General features: G+C 47.8%; 18 protein-coding genes and 1 pseudogene. 9 read left to right on the top strand and 10 right to left on the bottom strand.

The features are described from left to right. Window positions 1–97 precede the first annotated feature (97 nt). The 9 genes and pseudogenes from HQ48_RS08550 to HQ48_RS08510 all read left to right on the top strand — a co-directional run. Window positions 98–778 (top strand): annotated as a pseudogene (locus HQ48_RS08550) (ISAs1 family transposase); the annotation flags it as partial. Between the two features lie 215 nt (window positions 779–993). After that, window positions 994–1,671 (top strand): ATP-dependent Clp endopeptidase proteolytic subunit ClpP, encoded by a 678-nt coding sequence (clpP, locus tag HQ48_RS08545; RefSeq protein ID WP_044233150.1) that lies wholly within the window; start codon window positions 994–996, stop codon window positions 1,669–1,671. Then, a complete protein-coding gene (gene clpX, locus HQ48_RS08540; RefSeq protein WP_044187822.1) occupies window positions 1,664–2,875 on the top strand; it encodes an ATP-dependent Clp protease ATP-binding subunit ClpX in 1,212 nt (403 codons plus the stop codon). The genes clpP and clpX overlap by 8 nt, the downstream gene beginning before the upstream one ends. Before the next feature lie 72 nt (window positions 2,876–2,947). Continuing rightward, on the top strand, window positions 2,948–5,137 hold the full coding sequence (gene recQ / locus HQ48_RS08535) for a DNA helicase RecQ (RefSeq protein ID WP_044233149.1): 2,190 nt from the start codon (window positions 2,948–2,950) through the stop codon (window positions 5,135–5,137). A gap of 73 nt (window positions 5,138–5,210) precedes the next feature. Then, entirely contained in the window at window positions 5,211–6,596 is a 1,386-nt protein-coding gene (locus HQ48_RS08530) for a peptidylprolyl isomerase (protein WP_044233148.1), read from the top strand. Continuing rightward, window positions 6,597–8,675 carry an OstA-like protein gene (locus tag HQ48_RS08525; RefSeq protein WP_081969774.1) on the top strand — a complete coding sequence of 693 codons (2,079 nt, stop codon included), beginning with the start codon at window positions 6,597–6,599 and terminating at the stop codon, window positions 8,673–8,675. Between the two features lie 211 nt (window positions 8,676–8,886). After that, window positions 8,887–10,776: a DNA mismatch repair endonuclease MutL gene (gene mutL / locus HQ48_RS08520; protein ID WP_044233147.1), complete on the top strand. Its 1,890-nt coding sequence runs from the start codon at window positions 8,887–8,889 to the stop codon at window positions 10,774–10,776. Window positions 10,777–10,989: 213 nt separating this feature from the next. Then, window positions 10,990–12,078, top strand: a complete 1,089-nt coding sequence (locus HQ48_RS08515) for a mannose-1-phosphate guanylyltransferase (RefSeq protein ID WP_044233146.1) — start codon at window positions 10,990–10,992, stop codon at window positions 12,076–12,078. 263 nt (window positions 12,079–12,341) lie between these two features. After that, a complete protein-coding gene (locus tag HQ48_RS08510; protein WP_044233144.1) occupies window positions 12,342–13,622 on the top strand; it encodes a DUF2851 family protein in 1,281 nt (426 codons plus the stop codon). Window positions 13,623–13,672: 50 nt separating this feature from the next. Here HQ48_RS08510 and HQ48_RS08505 read toward each other — a convergent pair whose 3' ends face one another. The 10 genes from HQ48_RS08505 to nadA form a co-directional block, all read right to left on the bottom strand. Next, on the bottom strand, window positions 13,673–14,062 hold the full coding sequence (locus HQ48_RS08505) for an HIRAN domain-containing protein (protein ID WP_044233151.1): 390 nt from the start codon (window positions 14,060–14,062) through the stop codon (window positions 13,673–13,675). Window positions 14,063–14,805: 743 nt separating this feature from the next. After that, window positions 14,806–15,177, bottom strand: coding sequence for a dihydroneopterin aldolase (gene folB, locus HQ48_RS08500; protein WP_044233142.1), 372 nt, complete (start codon window positions 15,175–15,177; stop codon window positions 14,806–14,808). 27 nt (window positions 15,178–15,204) lie between these two features. Continuing rightward, a complete protein-coding gene (locus tag HQ48_RS08495) occupies window positions 15,205–16,119 on the bottom strand; it encodes a cation diffusion facilitator family transporter (protein WP_044233141.1) in 915 nt (304 codons plus the stop codon). Window positions 16,120–16,139: 20 nt separating this feature from the next. Continuing rightward, window positions 16,140–17,372 (bottom strand): pitrilysin family protein, encoded by a 1,233-nt coding sequence (locus HQ48_RS08490; RefSeq protein ID WP_044233140.1) that lies wholly within the window; start codon window positions 17,370–17,372, stop codon window positions 16,140–16,142. A 76-nt stretch (window positions 17,373–17,448) separates the two neighbouring features. Continuing rightward, window positions 17,449–18,129 carry a 7-cyano-7-deazaguanine synthase QueC gene (gene queC, locus HQ48_RS08485; protein ID WP_044186468.1) on the bottom strand — a complete coding sequence of 227 codons (681 nt, stop codon included), beginning with the start codon at window positions 18,127–18,129 and terminating at the stop codon, window positions 17,449–17,451. Continuing rightward, window positions 18,126–18,923 carry a nitrilase-related carbon-nitrogen hydrolase gene (locus HQ48_RS08480; RefSeq protein WP_044233139.1) on the bottom strand — a complete coding sequence of 266 codons (798 nt, stop codon included), beginning with the start codon at window positions 18,921–18,923 and terminating at the stop codon, window positions 18,126–18,128. Before HQ48_RS08480 ends, queC begins: the two co-directional genes overlap by 4 nt. Next, window positions 18,907–19,458 (bottom strand): 1-acyl-sn-glycerol-3-phosphate acyltransferase, encoded by a 552-nt coding sequence (locus HQ48_RS08475; RefSeq protein WP_044186473.1) that lies wholly within the window; start codon window positions 19,456–19,458, stop codon window positions 18,907–18,909. Before HQ48_RS08475 ends, HQ48_RS08480 begins: the two co-directional genes overlap by 17 nt. Before the next feature lie 24 nt (window positions 19,459–19,482). Then, window positions 19,483–20,769: a phosphoribosylamine--glycine ligase gene (purD, locus tag HQ48_RS08470; protein WP_044233138.1), complete on the bottom strand. Its 1,287-nt coding sequence runs from the start codon at window positions 20,767–20,769 to the stop codon at window positions 19,483–19,485. After that, window positions 20,766–22,934 carry a S9 family peptidase gene (locus tag HQ48_RS08465; protein WP_044233137.1) on the bottom strand — a complete coding sequence of 723 codons (2,169 nt, stop codon included), beginning with the start codon at window positions 22,932–22,934 and terminating at the stop codon, window positions 20,766–20,768. The genes purD and HQ48_RS08465 overlap by 4 nt, the downstream gene beginning before the upstream one ends. A gap of 142 nt (window positions 22,935–23,076) precedes the next feature. Further along, window positions 23,077–23,277: a quinolinate synthase NadA gene (gene nadA, locus HQ48_RS09535; RefSeq protein ID WP_044233135.1), complete on the bottom strand. Its 201-nt coding sequence runs from the start codon at window positions 23,275–23,277 to the stop codon at window positions 23,077–23,079. Between the last annotated feature and the right edge of the window lie 119 nt (window positions 23,278–23,396).

The raw sequence follows: 23,396 nt of genomic DNA, 5'->3' as shown, positions 1-23,396 counted from the left end.
TTCAGCAGGGTGCGGATACCTCGCCAATCAACGCAAGCATTGATTTGGCGCAGAAAGGAGTGCTTCATACGGTCGCGACGAACCTGAGTATATACTTGAGACTGTTGCTGAGAAACGCAATGAGTTACAAGCCATTCCAGAAGTCTTGGATAGCCTTGATTTGTCAGGGGCTGTCATCAGCATAGATGCTATGGGGACTCAAACCAACATTGCGAATCAGATTATCCAATCAGAAGCCGACTACATCCTAAGCCTCAAGGGCAATCAAAAACACTTGTATGAGGATGTTCAGGATTGCTTTACAGGACAATATAGATGTCATAGTTATGAGACCTTGGAGAAAAATCATGGTCGTATTGAGAAGCGAACCTATAGCACATTGTCTGCTTCGGAGGTCTTTGACGAGGAGGAATATAGTCAATGGCGAGGCTTAAGAAGTTTAATTCAAGTGGAGCGTGAGATTAGTAGTTTAGAGGGAGAGACTCGTGTGGATAAGCAGTATTATATCAGCAGTTTACCACACGAAGATTGTCAGTTGATTGGGCAATATATTCGAGGGCATTGGGGGATTGAGAATAGGCTTCATTGGCATTTGGATGTAACCTTTAGGGAAGATGCTTGCCGAGCCCGCAAGGACTACTCTGCCACGAATCTAAACACGCTCAGAAAGTTCGCTTTAGCCATTGTTTCTCAGTATAAAGACAGGCTATCCCTACGGAAGAGGTTGTTCAAGGCTGCTCTGAATATAGACTATCTCAAAAAGCTCCTAAAGATTTGATGCGGTTGCCCTGNGTATAAAGACAGGCTATCCCTACGGAAGAGGTTGTTCAAGGCTGCTCTGAATATAGACTATCTCAAAAAGCTCCTAAAGATTTGATGCGGTTGCCCTGGCCCTGAAGTTTTGATTTGCCAGATGAAGACAAATTATTATTATCTTTGTTTGGAGTCCTTGCCCCCCGAGAGGGTACAAGGGCTTATTATCAAGAATATAGTATGAAGGAATTTAAGAAATATGCAACGGGGCATCTGGGATTAAATACCCTAGCCCTAGAGAGCTACATGAATCTACAAAGTAGCTACATCTCACCAACAATCATTGAGGAGCGACACCTCAATGTAGCCCAAATGGACGTCTTCTCTCGTCTGATGATGGACAGAATCATCTTCCTAGGGACACAGATCAATGACTATACGGCCAATGTGATCCAAGCACAGCTACTATTCCTAGATAGTAGCGACCCCGGCAAGGATATCTCCATCTATATCAACTCACCCGGTGGCTCTGTCTATGCAGGCTACGGTATCTACGACACGATGCAGTACATCGGCTCGGACGTGAGCACTATCTGTACGGGTATGGCTGCCTCTATGGCTTCTGTACTCCTCGTGGCTGGGACCAAAGGCAAACGCTTTGCCTTGCCTCACTCTCGTGTCATGACTCACCAACCCCTAGGAGGCATACAAGGGCAGGCTAGCGACATCGAGATCGCTGCCAGGGAGATTCTCAAGGTCAAAAAAGAGCTCTACGAGATTATTTCCAAGCACTCAGGCAAGCCCTTCGAAGATGTAGAGAGAGATAGTGATCGTGACTACTGGATGACAGCACCAGAGGCTCTGGAGTACGGCATGATCGACCGAGTACTTAGCAAGGAGGTGCGCAGCAATGGCTAAAAAGAATCTCGTCTGTGACTTCTGCGGCGAACCACAGCCCGCTGGTGCTCTACTCAGAGGAATGAATGCCTCAATCTGCCCCAACTGCATTGACCTCTGTTCGTCCGCACTCAAGGAGGCACTCAGAGAGTATCAGCAGACGGAGCAGTTTGATCGCTCTAGCTTACCCAAACCCAAGGCGATCAAGGATCATCTAGATAAATATGTAGTGGGGCAAGACGAAGCTAAGCGCTATCTCTCGGTGGCTGTCTACAACCACTACAAGCGCCTTGAGCAGGCTACTAGCAAGGCAGACGACGTCGAGATTGAGAAGAGCAACATCTTGATGCTTGGCCCTACTGGTACGGGGAAAACACTCCTAGCCAAAACGATCGCCAAACTACTCAACGTGCCATTCGCTATCGTAGATGCCACGACACTTACCCAAGCAGGCTATGTGGGAGAGGATATTGAGAATATCCTTACTCGCCTGCTACAAGCAGCCGACTACGATGTAGAGGCTGCTCAGCGAGGGATCGTATTCATTGACGAGATTGACAAAATAGCTCGCAAGGGAGATAACCCCTCCATCACACGTGATGTGAGTGGCGAAGGAGTGCAGCAAGGAATGCTCAAGCTTCTAGAGGGAGCGGTAGTCAATGTGCCACCACAGGGAGGGCGTAAACACCCCGAGCAAAAGATGATCCCTGTAGATACAACCCAGATCCTCTTCATTTGCGCTGGAGCTTTCGATGGTATCGAGCGCAAAATAGCACAGAGACTCAATACACGTGTGGTAGGCTATAATAGTCCCGGGCAAAAGATGGCACACAAGGAAGCCGAGGAGCTTCTCAAATACGTTGATGCTCGTGACCTCAAGAGCTTTGGTTTGATCCCAGAGATTATCGGCCGTCTGCCTGTTATTACCTACCTGCATCCATTGAGAGCCGAAACGCTACGCATGATCCTGACGGAGCCAAAGAATGCGATCATCAAACAGTATCAGAAGATCTTTGACATGGACGGCGTTAAGCTCTCCTTCTCGGAAGATGCGCTCAACTACATCGTAGAGCGTACTATGGAACAAAAGCTAGGAGCTCGTGGTCTTAGATCAATCGTAGAGGCCATTATGATCGACACAATGTTTGATATGCCAACCGAGGCAGGAGCAAGCATTGTCATAGATCGAGAATATGCCAAGCAGAAATACGAACAAAGTCTATAAACGATCGGTCGAGTATCTCTCAAATATCCGTACGATCGACTCTGTCATTGATTACCAAAACGACGAATCCCAATGGAAGGAGAAGCTAATAAGGAATTGCGAATAGCCCTAAAGAAATACTTTGGTTTCGACCAATTTAAGGGCAATCAGGAAGCAATCATAGAGAGCATTATGGCAGGCAAGGACACATTCGTCCTAATGCCTACAGGAGGAGGGAAGAGCCTGTGCTACCAGTTACCAGCTATGCTCCTTTATGGTACAGCCGTGGTAATATCACCACTAATCGCATTGATGAAAAACCAAGTTGATGCGATGAGAGGCTTCTGCGGAGATGATCGTGTGGCACACTTCATCAACTCCTCTCTAACCAAAGGGCGACTAGAAGAAGTAAAGCAAGATGTCAGAAACGGACACACCAAGCTGCTCTACGTAGCCCCAGAGTCACTGACTAAGGAAGAGAATGTGGAGTTTTTGCGAGAGGTAGCCGTATCGTTCTATGCCGTAGACGAGGCACACTGTATCTCGGAATGGGGGCACGACTTCCGACCAGAATATCGCCGTATACGCAGCATTGTGTCCGAAATCAACCTCAGGCCAATCATTGCGCTAACCGCTACTGCCACACCAAAAGTTGGGCACGATATCCTCAAAAACCTAGGGATTGAAGGAGCTGAAATATTCAAAAGTTCTTTCAATCGAGAAAATCTCTTTTACCAGATCAAACCTAAACAAGCAGATATAGACAAAGATATCGTCAAGTTCATTCTTGCCCACCCTAAAAAAAGTGGTATTGTCTATTGTATGAGTCGAAATAAGGTTACTACATTTGCACAGGTTCTCCAAGCCAATGGTATTAAGGCACGCCCCTATCATGCGGGGCTAGACGCCAAAGAGCGCTCTGAGAATCAGGATGCTTTTCTAAGCGAAGAGATTGATGTCATTGTAGCGACTATTGCCTTCGGAATGGGAATCGACAAGCCAGATGTGCGCTACGTTATCCATTACGATATGCCCAAGAGTCTAGAGGGGTACTATCAGGAGACTGGTCGTGCCGGCAGAGATGGTGGAGAGGGGCATTGCATTGCCTACTTCTGCCAAGAAGACCTAGATAAGATGGACAAGCTGATGCGTGGCAAACCCGTGGCAGATCAAGAGATAGCTCGCCAGCTTCTGAGCGAAACGGCGGACTATGCCATGTCCAGTATCTGTAGGCGAGTACTACTACTCAATTACTTCGGGGAGAAATATCCACACGAAAATTGCGAATGTTGTGATAATTGTTTGGCACCTAAAAACAAAGTGGAAGCTAGAGAATTGCTATTAAGCCTATTAGAAGTCATAGGTACACTCAAAGAAAAGTTCAACACAGACTACGTCATCAAAATCCTGCGAGGAGAAACCAACTCGGACATTGAGTCCTTCAAGCATGAGGACCTCGACTGCTTTGGTATCGGTCAGGAACATGATGCTACCGTATGGAACAATGTAATTCGCCAAGCCCTTGTATCGGGCTACATCGAGAAGGACGTGGAGACCTACGGACTACTCAAGATCACGGTTGCGGGCAAGAAGTTCCTCAAAAAGCCCACAAGCTTCGTGATCGTAGACGAGTCGGAAGAGATAGACGAGAGCGACGAGCCACGTGGCCAAGCTGGCGAATCTGGAGGTGCAGCAGACCCAGTACTATTCGCAATCATGAAAGATTTGCGCAAGAAGATGGGACAGCAAAATCAGGTGCCACCCTACGTGATCTTTCAAGACATCTCCCTCGAGGCGATGGCGACATTCTATCCGATCACGATGGACGAGTTGCAAAACATACCAGGCGTTGGGGCAGGTAAGGCTGCTCGCTACGGACAGCAATTCCTCGACGTCATCAAACGCCACGTAGAGGACAACGACATCGAGCGCCCAGAAGACCTCCGAGTGCGCACCCTCCCCAACAAGAGCAAGATGAAGGTGACCATCATCCAGCAGATCGACCGCAAAGTCGCCCTAGATGATATTGCCATCAGCCACGGTTTAGATTTTGATGTGCTACTATCGGAGATTGAAGCTATCGTTTACTCTGGTACACGCATCAACATCACCTACTTCATTCTTGATGTGATGGACGAGGAACACATGGAGGATATCTATGAATACTTCAAGGAGTCTACAACCGACTCACTCGAGGAGGCCCTCGCAGAGCTAGGAGATGACTACACAGAGGAGGAAGTTCGCCTCGTGCGCATCAAGTTCCTCTCCGAGATGGCCAACTAGCCGCACATACCAAGGCAAGGGATTTATCCGTTGATATAGTGATTGAACAACAACTCTTAGGACATAGTACATAATGAATAAAAAGATAGTAGCGCTAACGCTGACCATATTTACAGGCTCGCTGTGGCCTACCTCTGAACTAAAGGCGCAGAAAAATGTGGCCGACGAGGTCGTTTGGATGGTTGGTGGAGAACCCATTCTGCTATCAGACATCGAGTTCCAGAAGCTACGTCTTAGGGGTGAAGGTGTTCGTTTCGATGGTAACCCCGACTGCTTCATACCTGAGCAAATCGCCGTACAGAAGCTCTTCCTCAATCAAGCTAAGATTGACAGCATTGAGGTAGGCGAGCAACAAGTAAACCGCTATGTAGATATGTGGGTGGAGAATGCAATCGCTCAGGTAGGATCCAAGGAGAAGCTAGAAGAATACTTCAACAAGAAGCTCAGCCAAATCAAGGAGGATGAGCGTATTCAGATTAGGAATAATGAGATTGTACGTGCAATGCAACAGAATATCACTCGCAACGTACAAGTGTCCCCATCCGAGATTAGGCAGTTTTTCTCTATTATCCCTGCAGACAGCCTCCCCTTCATTCCCAAAATGGTAGAGGTAGAAAAGATCAGCATCAAACCCAAGATTAACCTAGCAGAGATAGACCGCATCAAGGCTCGTCTTAGAGAGTATGCAGAGCAAATAAACAACGGCACTCAAGAGTTCACTACGCTAGCGCGTCTGTACTCAGAGGATAACCGCACTGCCATTCAAGGCGGGGAATATGGCTTCGTAGGCAAGGCCTCGCTTGAGCCAGAGTTTGCAAATGTTGTCTTCAACCTAAGCGACCCCAAGCGTGCCTCCCAAATTATCAAGACAGAAGAAGGCTATCATATCGTACAGCTGGTAGAGAAGCGCGGAGATATGGTAAACTTCCGACATATCTTGATGCGTCCTATCCCCAATAGCTATGCACTTACCGAGGCCACACTACGGCTAGACTCAATCTGCAACTACATCAACGAAGGCAAGCTTACCTTTGCACAAGCCGCAGAAGCCTATTCGGACGACAAAGACACTCACAACAATGGTGGACTGATGACTAATAGAAATCAGGAAAGCGAGTTTGAAGGATCTGCTAGTTTCCGCTACGAAGACCTGCCACAGGACATCGCCAAGGTAGCATACGAACTAAAGCAAGGAGAGATCTCCAAGCCATTCGTCCAAAGGCTTCCCAATGGCCAGCAGGAGGTCGTAGTGATCCGCCTAAAAGCGGTACACGAAGAGCATCTGGCCAATATGAATACGGACTTCCGAACCATTAAAGCGATGGCTCTGGCTCAGAAGCGTGAGCGTGTCATTGACGAGTGGATTAGACGCAAGCAGCAAGAAACCCCAATCGTCATCCACTCCCACTATGCAGACTGTACCTTCCGGTATCCGGGATGGGTACGCGAAAAGGAATAAATGAAAGCAAGCTCTAAAACCAAATATCTAGCACTAGCCACTGCCGTACTATCTCTCGGCAGTGGTTATCTTGGTTTGAGTGCTATGGTTAGTAAACCTTATGCTATGTTGCCTTGGGATCAGCTACCCAACGACAATAAAAACAAAGGCCAGTCCTCCAAGATCATTCTCGAGCATGCGAACCTATTGACTTACGACGCTCAGTATCGCCCCGGAGTACAAAGGCTCATCGGAGATGTGTCATTCCGCCACGGCAATGCAATAATGACTTGCGATAGCGCCTATCTCAATGACACAGACCAAACTTTCGAAGCATTCGGTAATGTCCATATGGTACAGGCCGATACGATCAACATATACGCCAAGTACCTCTACTACGATGGGCGGACGAAGCTAGCCCAGCTCAGAGAAAACGTTAAGCTAGACAAACCAAATACGACTGTCTATACAGACGTGCTAGACTACGACCGAGTTGCCAATATGGCTTACTACTATGAAGGGGGCAGTGTAGTGGACCAACAGAATACCCTTACTTCAGTTTACGGTCAATTTAACCCCACGACGAACGATGCTGAGTTTAGAAACGACGTCAGGCTGTACAATGATAGTACAGAAATGACTACTCAGACTCTCTACTATAATACGCACTCTCGCATCGCTCGCTTCGATGGCGAAACCCTCATCAAAGCAGATTCTGGAACCATTGTTTCGCAGCGTGGGGTCTATGATCTCAACGAAGATGTAGGCATACTACTAGATAGGTCAATGGTACGCTCGGGGAGTCGCAGCATGACAGGGGACTCTATCTACTACGACAGCACCACCCAGTATGGCGAGGCCTTTGGCAAAATGGAACTTATGGACACTCTACAAAAGGCAAACCTATACGGGGACTACGGATACTTTGAGAATAAGCGCAACTATGCTTTCGCCACATCTCGATCCTATATTTTGGATTATTCCCAAAAAGATAGCCTCTATATCGGCGCAGATACCCTAGAGCTTATAAGCACTCCTCTACCAGATAGTATCAGAGCCGAGCAACTGCAACGCAAAAGCGAAGAGATAGATCAGCAACCAGACTCTCTGACCAGACTTATCAGAGCCTATCACAATGTACGCGTCTACAAAACCGACGTGCAAGCTCTGGCTGACTCTATGACCTATGTATCGATAGACTCAATACTAGCGTTCTACCGAAAGCCTATCATGTGGAGCGAGTCACGCCAGCTCTCGGGCGACACAATCCTATTCCATCTATCAAACCAACAGCTTGATTACGTTGATGTGATCGGTAACACATTCTCGATAGAGCAGATGCCCGATGCACCTGAGTACTACAACCAGCTACGAGGATCCAACCTCAAGGCCTACATTGTAGACTCTACACTCAAGCAAATTAATGTTACGGGTGATGTTGAGTCGATTTTCTACATGAAAGACGATAAGACCAACCAGTACAACGGTCTCAATCGAATGACAAGTAAGCAAATGCAAGTATTTCTTAACTCTGGCGTACTCCAAAAGGTACATTGGCAAGGAGAGGCACACGGCAAACTCTACCCAATGTCTATGGCTCAAGGGGCAGAGGTCAATCGCCTTGAAGGATTCGACTGGGCAGATGAACGACGCCCAAAATCGCCACTAAATGTGATCACTCAACCCAAGGACACGACTTCTATAGATACTAGTAGAGGCTATACACTAGCTAGTCTTAAACGCTTCAGCGGAGCCAAGGCTGCACTGAGAGCCTACGAAGAATATGAACAAAAAGAAGCTGACCGACTAAAGCAACAAGAGGAGGCTCGTACCAAACAAAAAGAATCCAATCAGGGTACTCCTCCCACCTACGAATATGTCCTACGCCCCAAGGAAGAAGATGAGGGCATAGCTCAAACAGATAAATCTCAAAACTGGACGAATCTATCATGGCTATACAATCCTTTTACAAGCAAAGACGCCCCCGAGGATTTGAGCATAAGCCCATCTACTGGGATCCTCGTAAGGAGGAGCTCAACAAACGAGTCGAGCGCATCAAACGTGAGCTCGTTGCCAACGGAGAAATTGAAGGAGAACTAGAGGAAGCCACAACGGAAACTCAAGACGAGCTCCCTCTGGCCACACATAGCGAGGCTAGAGAGGAGCGAATACGTGGAGCTTTCCACCACGGCACAGAGCATCTGATGCGCCAACATCAGAGAGGAATAGACTCCGAGGAACGTGCTAGGCGTATGATTAAGCTCATGCTTGTACTCCTCGGTTTAGGTTTTGTTCTCTGGTACTTCCTGCGATGAGTGACATCATAAGACTACTTCCCGAAACAATTGCCAACCAAATAGCGGCTGGCGAGGTGGCTCCGGCTCCTTCCTATGTTGTCAAAGAGTTGCTAGAGAACTCTATTGATGCTGGCTCCACTTCTATACAACTAGAAGTAGCCGACGGAGGCAAGGCCTACATTCACGTGATAGACAATGGGCGAGGCATGAGCCCTACTGATGCTCGTATGGCTTTTGAGAAGCATGCGACCTCTAAGATTAGTACCGCCGACGACCTCGGTCGGCTCATAACCATGGGCTTCCGTGGAGAAGCCCTCGCGGCAATCGCAGCAATCGCCCAAGTGGAGCTCCGGACCCGTACGGCCGATAGCGACCTAGGGACAGAGCTCTTTATCTCTGGCTCTCAAGTGCAGTCCGTACAGCCCTGCGTCACACCCTCTGGCACTTCTATTAGGGTCAAAGATATTTTCTTCAACACGCCCGCTCGCAGACGCTTCCTCAAGTCTAGCGACAGAGAGCACAAGGCAATCATTACGGAGTTTGAGCGCGTGGCTTTGGTCAATCCGCAAGTAGCCATGTCGCTATACAAAGACGGCAACCTAAGTATCGACCTTCCCGCTTCTGGGCTAAAGGATCGCATCCTTAGGCTCGGGGGCAAACGACTAGAGAAAGATCTGCTCCCAATCAACTATGAGAGTAGGACTCTCACGATACAAGGCTATGTAGGCAAGCCAGCTGGAGCAAGGAAGTCTGGAGCACAGCAATTCTTCTTCGTGAACAATCGCTTTATGAAGCACCCCTACTTCCACAAGGCTATAAGTCTTGCCTACGAAAATCTCGTACCCGTAGGTCATCAGCCCAATTACTTCATCTACTTCACGCTCCCACCGGAGAATATCGACGTCAATATCAATCCGACTAAAACAGAGATACGCTTCGTTGATGAGCAGTTCATCTGGCAAATGATCAAGAGCTTAGTCCGTGAGGCTCTCAGTGCTCATGCTGCAGTCCCCATCATCGACTTCGACAATCCGTCTATTGTTGAGATCCCAACTTACACAGGTCGCAAAGATCAAGTACCACCAACATCTTCAGGCTCTAACTATACCTCTAATACTGCGACCAGCTACGGGCGACGTGTTTTCATCGGCCCCAACAACTCCGTTCCTCCAATACCTTCTCCCAATCCGAATCCACAGCCCAACTCCTACGACATTGATTGGGCTGACCTAAGTGCTAGCTTCGAAGCCAGTACTACAGCTCCACTCCAAGGACATACATCGCAAGGTGACCACACACAGGAACTATTCACACACAAAGAGATGAGTACAACCCAAGAGACTACCCCCTCAGGCTACTTCATCTACAAAGGTCGCTACATCGTTACCTCCCTAAGACGAAATCTTGCTCTAATAGACTACCGCAGAGCACAAGTGCGGGTGCTGTACGAGAGGTATACACAAGATCTCACCTGCTCGAGTCTAGAAGTTCAGCAAGTTATGTTCCCAGAGGCTCTCACTCTAACTCAGCAGGAATATACATTGGCACAAGAGATTATAGACGATCTAGCTACCCTAGGGTTTGCCCTCGAAGAAACTGAGGCAGGCGAATACACCATCACAGCCGCACCAAGCTGTATTGTCAATGAAGCAACAGAAATACTAAGGCTGATGCTCTCGGACTGCCTTGAAACTGGACAAGCAGGAAGTGAATATCTAACCGAACACTTAGCTATCTTGATGGCTCAAGTGAATGCTCACCAGAGTACAATCCCTCAAGATCGCAAGGAAGTAGACGACTTATTGGCGAAGCTTTTTGCCACAACGGATCCCAACCTAACTCCCCTAGGCGACCGAATTATCGTCACACTCTCTGAGTCCGACCTCGACCTGAAGTTTGGATAATCAAGTCTCTAGCTGTTTATCCCCCAAAACCATTGCTCAATTCCAAATAGAAAGTAGTCTTTTTAGTCTTTTTTTGATTACTTTTGTCTGGCTTGTCTGAGCTAGGGCTAAGGCTTAGGTTTTCGAATCTACGCACCTCTCGCAGCCTAGATTATAGATTGGACATAGCCTGAGAGCATTGAGCATATTTTAATTTATAAATAATATATAGCCATGTTTGAGAATAGCTACTGCATCATCATGGGAGGGGGGATCGGAAGCCGATTCTGGCCATCTAGCAGAGAGAATAAACCCAAACAGTTTCTAGATATATTCGGCACTGGTCGCTCTCTTCTACAGATGACCTTCGACCGATTTGCCACCTTTATCCCTACGAAAAACATTCTAGTGGTTACCAACGAGATCTATCGGGACCAAGTACTAGAGCAACTTCCAAGTCTAAGCCCTAACCAAATCCTACTAGAACCCCTAAGGCGCAATACAGCTCCATGTATTGCCTATGCCTGCTACCACATACAGGCACTTAACCCACAGGCCAACATCGTTGTTAGCCCCTCTGATCATCTAATTCTGAACGAAATGGAATTCAGTAAAGATGTTCAGAGTGCCCTAAGCTACGTAGAGCGTCACTCTGAGCTCGTAACCCTTGGGGTACGCCCCTCGCGACCAGAAACGGGCTACGGATACATTCAGATGGGTAAACAGAAAGCAGACAACGAGGCGTTCCATAACGTAAAGACTTTCACTGAAAAGCCTAATCTAGAGATGGCACAAATTTTCCTAGACAGTGGGGAGTTTCTGTGGAATAGTGGCATGTTCATCTGGAACATACAGACCATTACCTCTGCCTTACGCCAGCATCTACCCGAGCTGTGCTCTCTGCTGGACGAAGGAGCAGGTCTGTATGCCACCGAAGGGGAACACGACTTCATCAAAGAGGCATTTCCTCGCAGCCAGAGCATATCTATTGACTTCGGAGTTATGGAGAAGGCGGACAACGTAACGGTTCTACCCGTAGATTTCGGGTGGGCTGATCTCGGCACTTGGGGCTCTCTCTATGAGCTCAAAGACAAGGACGAACAGCGCAATGTTACCCTACATGCCAATTCGGCTTTCTACGAGGCACATGGCAACATTGTGTCAATGGAGGACCCAGACTCTTTGGTTGTCGTTCAGGGTATAGACGACTGCATCATTGCGCATTCCAACAAGGTTCTTCTGATATGCAAAAAAGATCAAGAGCAGCGCATCAAAGAATTTATGGGTAACGCCTCTAATACATACAACAAGAAGTACGACTAGGGGCCCTACTTGCCCAAGCGATTGTGTCAGAATGCACAAAGAATAGTAGCACTTATGACCGCTAGCCCATACAGAGTGCTCTAAGGTTATATCTCTAGCACCGTATAGTCAGGCTGGGTCTTGGCAACTTGCTCTTTATGCATTCTGACACTCCCTAAATAGGAACCACAACGAATACACACTTTAATGCGATCCCCCTTGTGCTATTTGGGCTAGCACATCAATCTCATTAAGGTCAAAACACACAGCCTCAACCACACTTCATGGAAGCCTTACTGCATTTAATTTGGCAGCAACGTCTATACACAACCCTATCCCCTACCCCTCACGACACTTGGAGTAGGCTGGAGGTCATTGACCCCGGTCTATACAATACTGATGCTGGGCCGGACTTTCTAAATGCCAAAATACGCATCGATAATATGCTCTGGTGTGGAGACATAGAGATACATCAATCTTCCCAAGAGTGGTATAGACATAAGCACCAACACAATCCTCTCTATCAGTCGGTAATTCTACACATAGTTGTAGAGCAAGGAGCACCAACATACGACATTCGAGGAAGGCTGATCCCTAGCTGCCGAATAGTCTATCCCGAAGAGCTAGAGCAGAGAGCACTCTATCTAGTACACCACAGCCAAGAATTACCCTGCGCACCTCTAACCGATATGCTGACCAAGATTGAGAAGCATGACTGGTACGAGGAGCTACTACGACAGCGACTAGAGAGACGCCTAGAGGAACTACAGAAGTGCTTGGAGCAGCATCAGTCGGATAGATTGGAAGCTCTGTATATGCTCTTGATGAGATACTTTGGCTTTGGGCTAAACAATGATGCTATGGAGCGACTTGCCCGAAATTTACCATTACGCTACTTACTAAAACATCGAGATCATCTACTCCAACTAGAGGCCTTACTACTAGGACAGGCAGGCCTACTAAAACAACCCCCCGAAGATGACTACATCGAAACTCTACGCAAAGAACATCAATTCCTCGCACACAAATACCAACTTGCTCAGCCTCTGCCCAGCAGTACCTTTCGGCTAACACGTACCCGTCCGGCAAGTTTCCCTACTAGACGACTCATACAGATTGCCAACATCATACATCAACACGACTTCCTATCGGACTTATGTCTAGAGGTAGACTCGGAGAGAGCTCTAGAGAGGCTCTTCGGCATAGAACTCAGACACCACTATCGGGCATCGCTCGCTTCATGGTCAAGGATAGGTGGGTTATCAAAGGCTTCCGTAAGAATGCTTGGAGTCAATGTCGTCGTACCTTATCAATACCTAGTGGCAATGCTAGACAGTCGTCCAGAGCTTCGAGAGCGAGCGAGCCAACTACTGAAGTCACTAGTAGCAGAAGACAATCGACCTATCAGGCTGTTTGCTCGTGCAGGACTAACAGCCAATAATGCCTCAGAGAGTCAAGCTCTACTAGAGCTATACAAGATGTATTGCCAGAGGCGCAAATGCCTCTTTTGCCGCTTCGGTCGAGCCAAGATGTGCGTTAGCAGCAGGCCATCATCTAGCTTATAGCTAAAAACACATATCACTCAACCTTACAATTAGGAGGTTCCAGACGTGTATTACCTTGGGAGTAAATGCACGGTAACACTAATCTGATGCTCTGGATGTGCACCTGCATTCACACGCACAACCCTTACATCGAAAATATCAGCATACCCCATCTGGCATAGTTTGGCGATTGTCTTATTGTGTTGGCTAGGGACATAGCCGAGCTTCGTCCTGCACTCCGAATTTATGCTATCAAAGTAGACCGCTACAGCATGCTCATCATGAGGATTATCACGTTCATACTGTAGATGTAGTTGGCTCCCTATATGTAGTTGATCAAATACTAACGCCCCATCATAATAGGAGAAACCAGCAAGATCAAAATGAATAAAATACAATCTTTGGGTTGCTTCTGCTTGAGCTTTTTGAGCCTCAGACTTAGATTCTGTACTTGTTATCATACTCTTAAAATCACTCATGTACAATTAGACTTAGCTAATAAGATTCTTGCACAAAATTAGTTCTTTCATCTGGATCGCACGTTATCCAAAGAAAATCGCATCTCTAGGAGTGTATGTAGCAGGCTGTGGAATATGAAAAGAACAGGTATAGTATCCAGTATACAGGCAGTCTATTATCATACCCTAAAGGACCTGGGTAAGATATGGTCTTAATGTGAGTCTATGTGCTACAGCTCACAAGGAAATCAGTTTATAGAGCCTAAAGTCTAACTCAGAGAAGCGCGATCTCTCCAGATTGATGGGAAAATTTTTGCAAATTGTAGGACTGATTTCTCAAAAGATTAGGACTAATTTCCTCAAATCAGTCCTACAATCCCCCAAAGGTCGATGGGAAGAAATGCTTCTCCATGACATATGGCAGATTTTTACTCAAGAAAGATGAAAGACATTGCTAATTATAAACGCCGTAAAGGTGGCTTTTCATAGCTTGAACTCCTGCCTAGTCTTTCTCTACTAAAGGGGCGGTATGTCATAATGCACAAACTACGGTGTTGCTTGAGACTTAGGCTTCGACCACATTACTTTAGTATGCTCCCTTTGATCCGCACGGACTTCGGCGTCTGCCTTAGTCTTAGTACCTTGCATTTTGCGCATTCTAAAAATACTTTAAAAGGGGGCGCGTCAAAAATGAATTTTGACACAGCCCCCCTATTAACTAATTGATTATCCTCTCCAATCAGTCCCTAAAAACCTTCATTACGGTCTAGCTCCAAGACGATACTGGCAGAATGAACATCGCCCGAAAAAGGAGGATTGAGCTTTGTTACCCTAAGGTAGATGCTTTGGATTAGCTCAGAATAAGCGAAAAGGCGATGCTGTATACGCCCTGCGACATGCTCTAGAAGTTGAGAGGGCTGACGCATCTCCTCCTCAACAAGTGTATATAGATCGGCATAGCTAATCGTATCGCCTAGTTGATCAGTCTGCAGGCTACGAGCAATATCCACACATACTCTAAGCGAAACCACAAAGTGATTGCCCACTTGTCGCTCTTGCTCAAAAACCCCATGGTGGGCATAGAACTTCATTGCGTCCAATTCGATCCAAGTTTTCATCTCTGTACAAAACAATAGTTGAATAATCTAATGAATCCTACGCCTAAACGGCTCAACGTGTACAATAACGTGCGTTGCCGAGCCATAGCGATTGCGCAGGGTTGCCTCTACCTGATCTGTAATGTCGTGCGCTTGGGCAACACTCATCTCTCCATCAAGCAGAATGTCCAACTCTATAGCATACCGATGACCAATACTGCGGGTGTGAAGATTGCGAATACCTCTAATCTGAGGAATGACGAAGATAAGATCCTCAATCTCGTTGATGATGTTGATTGGGAGGCTGATCTCCATCAGTTCGTTGAAAGCAGGAAGTATGAGCATAATCCCCATGCGCATGATAAAGAAGCTAACAATACCTGCCGCAATAGGGTCCAGAATCTCCCACCCTGCTCCAAAGATTAAAGCACATAAAATCCCTAGTGCTACACCAATAAGCATATAGGTATCAGCTCGATGATCAAGTGCCTTGGCATGCAGAACCGAGCTACCTAGGGTCTTAGCTTGGGTAATGGTATAGCGACAGAGTAAATCTTTGGTAATGAGCGAACCAACTGCTACAACAAGGGACCAATAAGAGGGAGGATCTAGGCTAACATCTCCTTGATAGAGTCCCCACAAGGTCTTTAGGCTATCAAATAGAAGCAGAGAGCCTGCTATAATCATCATGATCGCCACAATCACAGTAGCCAATGTTTCGTACTTACCATGCCCGTAGCGGTGATCATGGTCCTGCGGCTTCCCTGAGATCTTGACGAACACAAGTAAGATAATATCCGTAATAAAATCTGAGAGAGAATTGACAGCATCAGCCATCAAAGCTGTACTATGGCCATAAATCCCTGCCCAGATCTTAGCAAGTGCTAGTAAGGCATTGCATATAGTTCCAAGCAGAGAAACACGTATGATGTATCGACTTCTATCCTTAGAGCAGGTAGACATAGTGTATGGGACTTGTGTTTTTAGGTATAGATGAGGTGATGTAACTTATTTGGCTCCAGCAAGTCTTGAGCCACTTCGTGAAGTTGGGCAGCCGAAACGGCATCAATGCGCCGAACAAGATCGGGCAAATCATCTACTCGTCCATGATGCAAATAGTTCTTACCCATAGACATGAAGGTCGTTTCCCTATTATCGTGCGACACCATCAGCTGGCCCTTGAGCTGACGTTTAGTAGCCTCTAGCTCTTCTTCCGTTAGGGGTGCCTCAACCAGACGTTTTAGTTCTTCCTCTACAAGGCGGATGGCTTGCTCCATATTGCTAGGAGCACACCCAAAGTAGATACTAATCATTCCCGTATCGGCGTAGGCCGTATAGCTACACTCAACATGGTAGACAAATCCCGTACGTTCACGCAAGGCCAAGTTGAGACGAGAATTGAGGCTTGGCCCCCCTAGAAGATTAACTAATACACTGACGGCTAGACGGCGACTGTCATGTCTGGGATAGGCATACCCACCTATGAGGACATGCCTCTGGTGCGTATCCCTACGACGCAGAAGACGGCGGACAGAGTTAGGAGAGAATATGGCTGCGCACTCAGGTTTAGCAAATGAGAGCTCCTTCTCACTAGGCTCGCCTAGATACTCTGAGGTCAGACTGATTAAGAGGCCAAAGTCGATAGCACCTTGGCTAAACAAGATCATGTTACTAGGCTGATAGTATCGAGAGAAGAAACGCTTGAGGCGAGCAGAACTAAATCGAGAAACAGACTTATCTGTGCCTAGAATATTGTGTCCTAGGGAATGACCACGGAAGAGCATATTCTCAAACTCGTCGAAGATGAGATCACTGGGACTATCCTCATATGAAGAAATTTCATCGAGCACAACAGTCTGTTCTTTTCGCAGTTCGTCCTCTGGGAAATGACTATTCTGCACAATATCGCAAAGTAACTCTAGCGCACGCTCAACGTATTGATCAGGAAAAACAGCATAGAGCATCGTTTCTTCCTTGCTCGTGTAGGCATTTAGCTCTCCTCCAACGCCCTCAATCAGCTCGATGATCTCCATAGAGCTTCGCCGAGGTGTCCCCTTAAAGAGCATGTGCTCCATAAAGTGCGCAATGCCATACTCCAGATGCGACTCGTTGCGTGTCCCCACGCCTATCCCAAACCCGAGATATGCGACAGGAGTATCTATATGTTTATGAATGATACGTAAGCCCGAGGGCAATGTATGAGTTTGGTAGGACATCTACTTCTTAATCTATATTCTGCTTATGTGCCTGATAGGGTCTTTGCTCTATAGCCGAGCCTAGACACTCCACATCTTATATTGTGTTGGTTACTTGGTAGCTCGTAGGGTCATCTATGCCAGCCCGCTTCATCGCCTCTCTGCGCTCGAGGCAAGTCGAGCACACGCCACAGTGTACCTCACCGCCCTCGTAGCAGCTCCACGTCTGGCTGTAGTCAATCGCCAAGCGTCGTCCAATGGTTGCTATATCAGCCTTGGTTATATCAGTATATGGAGCCATCAGCCTAACTCGATTGGTCGTTCCAGCACCAATAGCCTCGATCATCGGACGGATAAAGCTAGAAGTGCAATCGGGATAAAGCGCATGGTCGCCGAAATGATTGGCAATATAAATCTCACTAAGTCCGTGGCTCTCGGCAAGACCAGCTGCAATGGAGAGCATAATCCCGTTGCGAAAAGGAACGACGGTACTCTGGATATTCTTTGCGTCGTAGCTTCCCTTGGGAATGTCGCCCCCAGACTTGAGTAGAGAGCTGCGAAAGTGTTCTCCCATGAAACTAAGCGGTATCGTGATATGTGGGATAGCCAGATGCTCACAGTGCCAGCGAGCATAGGGGAGCTCTCGTGCATTGTGCTTAGAGCCATAGTCGAACGAAAGCCCAAGGGCTATTCGATCTTTATAATCGTAAAGTAGGGTGACACTATCCATGCCACCCGAGAGGACTATAAGTCCCGTTTGTTGACTATTCTTGTTCATTGGATATGTAATGTAAAGGCATCGGCATCTTGCCATACGGGGAACTTCTGCCGTAGATCCAGCAGGGGTGCATACTCCAACTCCACTAGAGCTACTTCACTCGCTCCATCTGAACAAGTTGCCACTAAACGGCCTCGCGAATCGAATAGAGCGGAGTCACCAGTATAAACTAAGCCCGAAGTATCGACACCTACCCGATTGACGCCAATGCTATAAGCTAAATTCTCCATGGCTCTTGCCCTAAGTAGTGTAGACCATACTTCTCGGCGGGGCTTAGGCCAATTGGCTAGACAAATGAGCACATCGTATTCATTCTGTACGTTGCGACACCAAACGGGGAAGCGCAAGTCGTAGCAAATGATAGGTAAGATACGCCAACCTCTGTAGGTCAAGATGCGACGCTCCTCTGTAGCAGACACCATATCGGGCTCGCCTCCGAAAGAAAACAAATGTCTTTTATCTTGCCACTGCACCGAACCAGATTCGTCGAATAACACGAATCGATTGACTCTCAAATTTCCGTCACCAACCAGATAGCTTGCACAGATAGCAGTCTGATGCTCTTGCGCCAACTGTCGGAGTGTCTGATAAACACGTCCATGCTCCCATTCGTCTGCATACTGCGAGGCGTCGGGAGAGAAACCGGTTGTAATAGTTTCTGGGAAAATAACCATATCCGCCAATGAAGCATTAGCGGATACGGTGTTACTAACAAAAGTTAGATTTTTCTCAACGTCATTACTCTCAATCTCACATTGGACAAGGGCTAGACGCAAATTAGGCTTTGAATTCATAGAATTGATCGGGATACTTGGCCTGCTCTCTCAAGTAGCGGCTTCTGATGTAAGCGATATCTGCTTCCGAATCTCCCGTAGGATGAAAAACCTCGAAGATACCGAGGGCTCTGCGCTTATAGTCAATCACTGCCAGCTCAATGGGTACACCAGCGGCAACTGCTATGTGATAGAATCCACTATACCACTTCTCTCTAAGTTTACGTGTCCCCTCCGGAGTAATAGCAATATGCAGATCTCTCTGCTGACGTAGGTAATCTGCTAGTTTACCTACCGTATCCTCTTTGCGAGAGCGATCGACTGGCACACCACCCATAGCACGTAGAATTGAGCCAAAAGGGAAAAAGAACCAATCCTTTTTCATCAGAAAACCAGATCGACTACCCACAGACCAATAGTAGAGTTTACCTAGAAAAAAGTCAATATTACTCGTATGAGGAGCAACGCAAATGATGCTACTCTCTGGTCGCTCAGCTGGCAAAGGCAGAGTCTTCCACCCAAGTTTAGCGAGCAACCATGCAGAAATTCGTTTCAATATCTAATATATTTGATTGGATTATTACATAAGCTCGAGCAAATCGGCTCCTATATCTCTACGAAGCGTCTTGCCCTCAAAGCTAATCTCATCGGCCAAAGCGTAGCAACGCTCTAGAGCCTGCTCAATGTTATCGCCATAGCAGCTAGCCGTGAGTACTCTACCACCATTAGTAACTAGCTTGCCCTCGGCAGTGATAACAGTGCCTGCATGAAAGATCAGACACTCGTTACTGAGCTCAGGCAAAGTTATCTCAAATCCCTTCTCATAAGATCCGGGATAACCACGAGAAACAAGAACCACAGTTGTTGCGACCCTAGGGTCTATCTGGATCTGATAATCTCCTAGCGAGGCCGTAGCCATACGCATCAATAGCTCCACGAAATCACCCGACAAACGCAGCATTACACTCTCGGTTTCGGGGTCGCCCATGCGACAGTTGTATTCGATTACGTATGGTTCTCCAGCGACATTCATCAGACCAACGAAGATAAAGCCACGATAGTCAATACCTTCGGCTCTAAGACCGGCAAGCGTACGGCTCACGACACGCTCCTCTACCTTCGCCATAAAGGTGTCATCGGCAAATACTACTGGAGAGACCGAGCCCATGCCCCCCGTATTGAGGCCTGTATCTCCCTCGCCAATGCGCTTATAGTCCTTGGCTACGGGGAGGATACGATAGTCCTTGCCGTCGGAAGTGACGAAGACAGAGCACTCGATACCAGAGAGAAACTCCTCGATTACGACACAAGCACTAGCGGCACCAAAGCGACCAGCCAGCATTTCCCTAAGCTCACTCTCTGCCTCGGCGAGTGTTTCGGCGATGATTACACCCTTACCAGCAGCGAGTCCGTCAGCCTTGAGCACATAGGGTGCTCGCAAGGTGTGCAGAAAAGCTATTGCTTCGTCCGTCTGCCCCACGCGGAAGCTCCTATACGCGGCCGTAGGGATATTGTGGCGCTGCATAAAGGCTTTACTAAAGTCTTTGCTACCCTCTAGGCGAGCACCCGATGCATCGGGTCCGACGATGGGCAGCTCCTTGAAATCCCCAATAGCCCTAAAGTGATCTACAATCCCATTAACCAGCGGATCCTCGGGGCCTACAACAAGTAGCTCAATTTGCTCTCGGCGCACCAAAGCCTCAATGGCTGCAAAATCATTGACCTTGATTTCTGGGAGGCAAGTACCCAACTCAGTCATGCCCGGGTTACCCGGAGCAATAAACAATTGACCGCACTGCGCACTCTGCGCAATGCGCCACGCCAAGGCATGCTCTCGGCCACCCGATCCTAAAAGGAGAATATTCATAAATGATCTTGGAAATATCTAGTAATAATTTGATTTAGATGTACACGGTCTGGTCCGATTACATTGTGCTCATGTTCAGGGTAGACCATATAATCGGGATGCACACCAGCCTTGACGGCAGCCTCCACGAAAAGCAGACTATGCTGCCAGATCACGACAGGATCTACCGTACCATGAATGAGCATCAGACGCCCCCTGAGGTTTCCTGCACGCTGAGCGAGGTTGGCTGCGGCATAACCCTCGGGGTTCTCCTCTGGAGTATCCATATACCGCTCACCATACATGATCTCGTAGCGAGACCAATCAATAACGGGTCCACCCGCTACCCCGACCTTGAAGGCCTCTGGGTAAGTAATCATCAGATTAGTGGTCATAAATCCGCCGTAGCTCCAGCCATACACACCGATACGGCTAGCATCTACCCACGAATGAGATTTTAGGAAGTCTACGCCTCGCATCTGGTCGGCCATCTCGTTCTTGCCCAACTGGCGATGAATTACCTGCTCGAAAGCAGAACCTCGGTAGGCCGATCCACGACCGTCTACCGTGAAAATAATATAACCCAAATTGGCCATATTCAGTTCCCAACCACGTGCAGCAGCACGATGACGGTTCTGCACGAGCTGAGCATGAGGGCCATTATATACGTATATTATAGCTGGGTATTTCTTCTTCGAGTCGAAGTTGTAGGGCTTGATGAGGCGGTAGTGCAGATCCGTTTGGTCGTCGGCAGCCTTAATCGTACCAAGCTCTACACTGGGTGAGGCAAAGCCTTCGTCTGGATTCTTGGCATTATGGAGCACTTTAAGCTCCTTACCCACCGCGGAGCGAAGCACGCTACGCCCTGCGACCTCGGTAGAGGAATAGGTGTCTAGGAAGTGTTTGCCATCGGGAGAGAAGCGGGCGGTATGGAAACCTTGCTCGGGCGTCAGCAAAAGGGGAGTTCCTCCAGAGAGGCGCACCCTATAGAGGTGTCTATCCAGAGGGCTAATCTGTGTTGATAGATAATAAAGGCTCTTACCGTCAGGGGCGAAGCCTACGAAAGATGTTACCTCCCAAGCTCCCTTAGTTAGCTGACCGAGCAGCTTACCCGATGTGTGATAGAGATACAGGTGGTTGAATCCGTCTCGGCGGCTCTGCCAAACAAACTGGTCGGGCTTACCAGGAACAAACTGAGCGGCATTGAGTGGCTCGGCATAGACCTCGTCGCTCTCGGTAAAGAGCGTCCGTAGCTCCCTACCTGTATTGAGAGAGAAAGCCTTGAGCTGATATTGCGTTTGAGCTCGGTTAAGCTCTGCCAGATAGATTTCTTTGCTGTCTGGGCTCCATGCGATATTCGTCAGATACTTATCTTTGGGCTCACCCGTCTGCAAATATACGGTCTGCCCTGTAGACAAATCATAGATACCAAGCGTTACCTGATGACTAGTAGTCCCAGCCATAGGGTAATATTGATCACGTTTGTAGGGACGACGTGCGTTGATGTGCAGGATCGGATAAGGCTCTACCATGCTCTGATCCATTCGGTAGAAAGCAAGCTTGCGTCCGTCGGGACTCCAAAACAGCCCTCCTTTAATGCCAAATTCATTCTGATGCACACTTTGCCCATAAACAATCTGCTCGGAGCCATCCTGTGTCAAGATACGATCAGCCTCTCGGGTACGCAAGCTACGAATCACGAGATTGTGCTCTCGCACCTCTGCGGTATACGAGTACTGAGGATTAACGCTACTTGCCTGAACATCATCTACCGCAACCCAAGAACGCTCAATCCGCTTAGAGGCAGGATCTATCAGATACTCGCTCTTGCCCGACTTGAGGCGAAGAAGAGGCTTATCGAGTGTGACAACAGAGAAGCGAGGAAATTGCTTGGCCTTTTTGAGGTCTTCGCTCTCTGGTAGCAAGCCTCGCAGATCATCGAGCGAGAGCAGTGTACGCTCCCCGCCCCTTAGGTCTACGGCGATCAATTGGCCTTTTCGGACGAAGATATAATCGCTCCCGAACCACTGCAGAGCAGAGAGCTGATCGGGCTGGATATACTGAGGGCTACCTGCGGTGTACTCCGAGAGAGTCATCGTACGAAGGGGGGCTGTCTGCGCCTCGACTACCCCAGTGGCACTAAGGAATGCAGCCATCACTAAGCTACAGATTTGTTTATGATTCATAACTATCGATATATTTGTTGCACAGAACCATTTGCTCTGCGAAGTTCTTACTTTTTAATAGAACTGCCAAATAAATTTCAGTGCACAGCAAGCATACGCTCTATGGGGAGCAAGGCTCTCTCTCGAATAACTTCTGGCACCGTCACCCGATACTGTAATACTTAAGGGTATCTCTAAATCCCTCCAGCGTAATGTGCCAATGTGCGTAGCAGTCACCTTGCCAGAGCTCCATCTCTCGGCCTGTTTTCTTCATAATATAGGCACCTAGATTCTTATCTGGGCCAAACAGAATAGGCACATCTGTGGGCAGAGAGGCTACAACCTTTAGGAAACTATTGCACAATCACCCTTCGCTACCTCAGTTCTGCACATTCCTCCTTCCAGCGCAACAATGTTGATCTAAGTTAGTCCTAAAACTTGGCTTGGCGTTAGGTATCCTAGCCGTTTTCTGGGTCTTCGATT

The sequence above is a fragment of the Porphyromonas sp. COT-290 OH3588 genome, from assembly GCF_000769075.1.
Taxonomy (GTDB): domain Bacteria; phylum Bacteroidota; class Bacteroidia; order Bacteroidales; family Porphyromonadaceae; genus Porphyromonas.
This window is presented reverse-complemented; position numbering and strand designations above follow the sequence as displayed.

What these genes read in the sequence shown, in the direction of transcription:
- clpX (WP_044187822.1), top strand. Translation starts at nt 1,664, where the DNA reads ATGGCTAAAAAGAATCTCGTCTGTGACTTCTGCGGCGAACCACAGCCC.
- HQ48_RS08505 (WP_044233151.1), bottom strand. Translation starts at nt 14,062, where the DNA reads ATGATAACAAGTACAGAATCTAAGTCTGAGGCTCAAAAAGCTCAAGCA.
- HQ48_RS08515 (WP_044233146.1), top strand. Translation starts at nt 10,990, where the DNA reads ATGTTTGAGAATAGCTACTGCATCATCATGGGAGGGGGGATCGGAAGC.
- purD (WP_044233138.1), bottom strand. Translation starts at nt 20,769, where the DNA reads ATGAATATTCTCCTTTTAGGATCGGGTGGCCGAGAGCATGCCTTGGCG.
- HQ48_RS08525 (WP_081969774.1), top strand. Translation starts at nt 6,597, where the DNA reads ATGAAAGCAAGCTCTAAAACCAAATATCTAGCACTAGCCACTGCCGTA.
- HQ48_RS08480 (WP_044233139.1), bottom strand. Translation starts at nt 18,923, where the DNA reads ATGAATTCAAAGCCTAATTTGCGTCTAGCCCTTGTCCAATGTGAGATT.
- HQ48_RS08465 (WP_044233137.1), bottom strand. Translation starts at nt 22,934, where the DNA reads ATGAATCATAAACAAATCTGTAGCTTAGTGATGGCTGCATTCCTTAGT.
- queC (WP_044186468.1), bottom strand. Translation starts at nt 18,129, where the DNA reads ATGAACAAGAATAGTCAACAAACGGGACTTATAGTCCTCTCGGGTGGC.
- clpP (WP_044233150.1), top strand. Translation starts at nt 994, where the DNA reads ATGAAGGAATTTAAGAAATATGCAACGGGGCATCTGGGATTAAATACC.
- HQ48_RS08510 (WP_044233144.1), top strand. Translation starts at nt 12,342, where the DNA reads ATGGAAGCCTTACTGCATTTAATTTGGCAGCAACGTCTATACACAACC.
- HQ48_RS08490 (WP_044233140.1), bottom strand. Translation starts at nt 17,372, where the DNA reads ATGTCCTACCAAACTCATACATTGCCCTCGGGCTTACGTATCATTCAT.
- HQ48_RS08530 (WP_044233148.1), top strand. Translation starts at nt 5,211, where the DNA reads ATGAATAAAAAGATAGTAGCGCTAACGCTGACCATATTTACAGGCTCG.
- mutL (WP_044233147.1), top strand. Translation starts at nt 8,887, where the DNA reads ATGAGTGACATCATAAGACTACTTCCCGAAACAATTGCCAACCAAATA.
- HQ48_RS08495 (WP_044233141.1), bottom strand. Translation starts at nt 16,119, where the DNA reads ATGTCTACCTGCTCTAAGGATAGAAGTCGATACATCATACGTGTTTCT.
- recQ (WP_044233149.1), top strand. Translation starts at nt 2,948, where the DNA reads ATGGAAGGAGAAGCTAATAAGGAATTGCGAATAGCCCTAAAGAAATAC.
- folB (WP_044233142.1), bottom strand. Translation starts at nt 15,177, where the DNA reads ATGAAAACTTGGATCGAATTGGACGCAATGAAGTTCTATGCCCACCAT.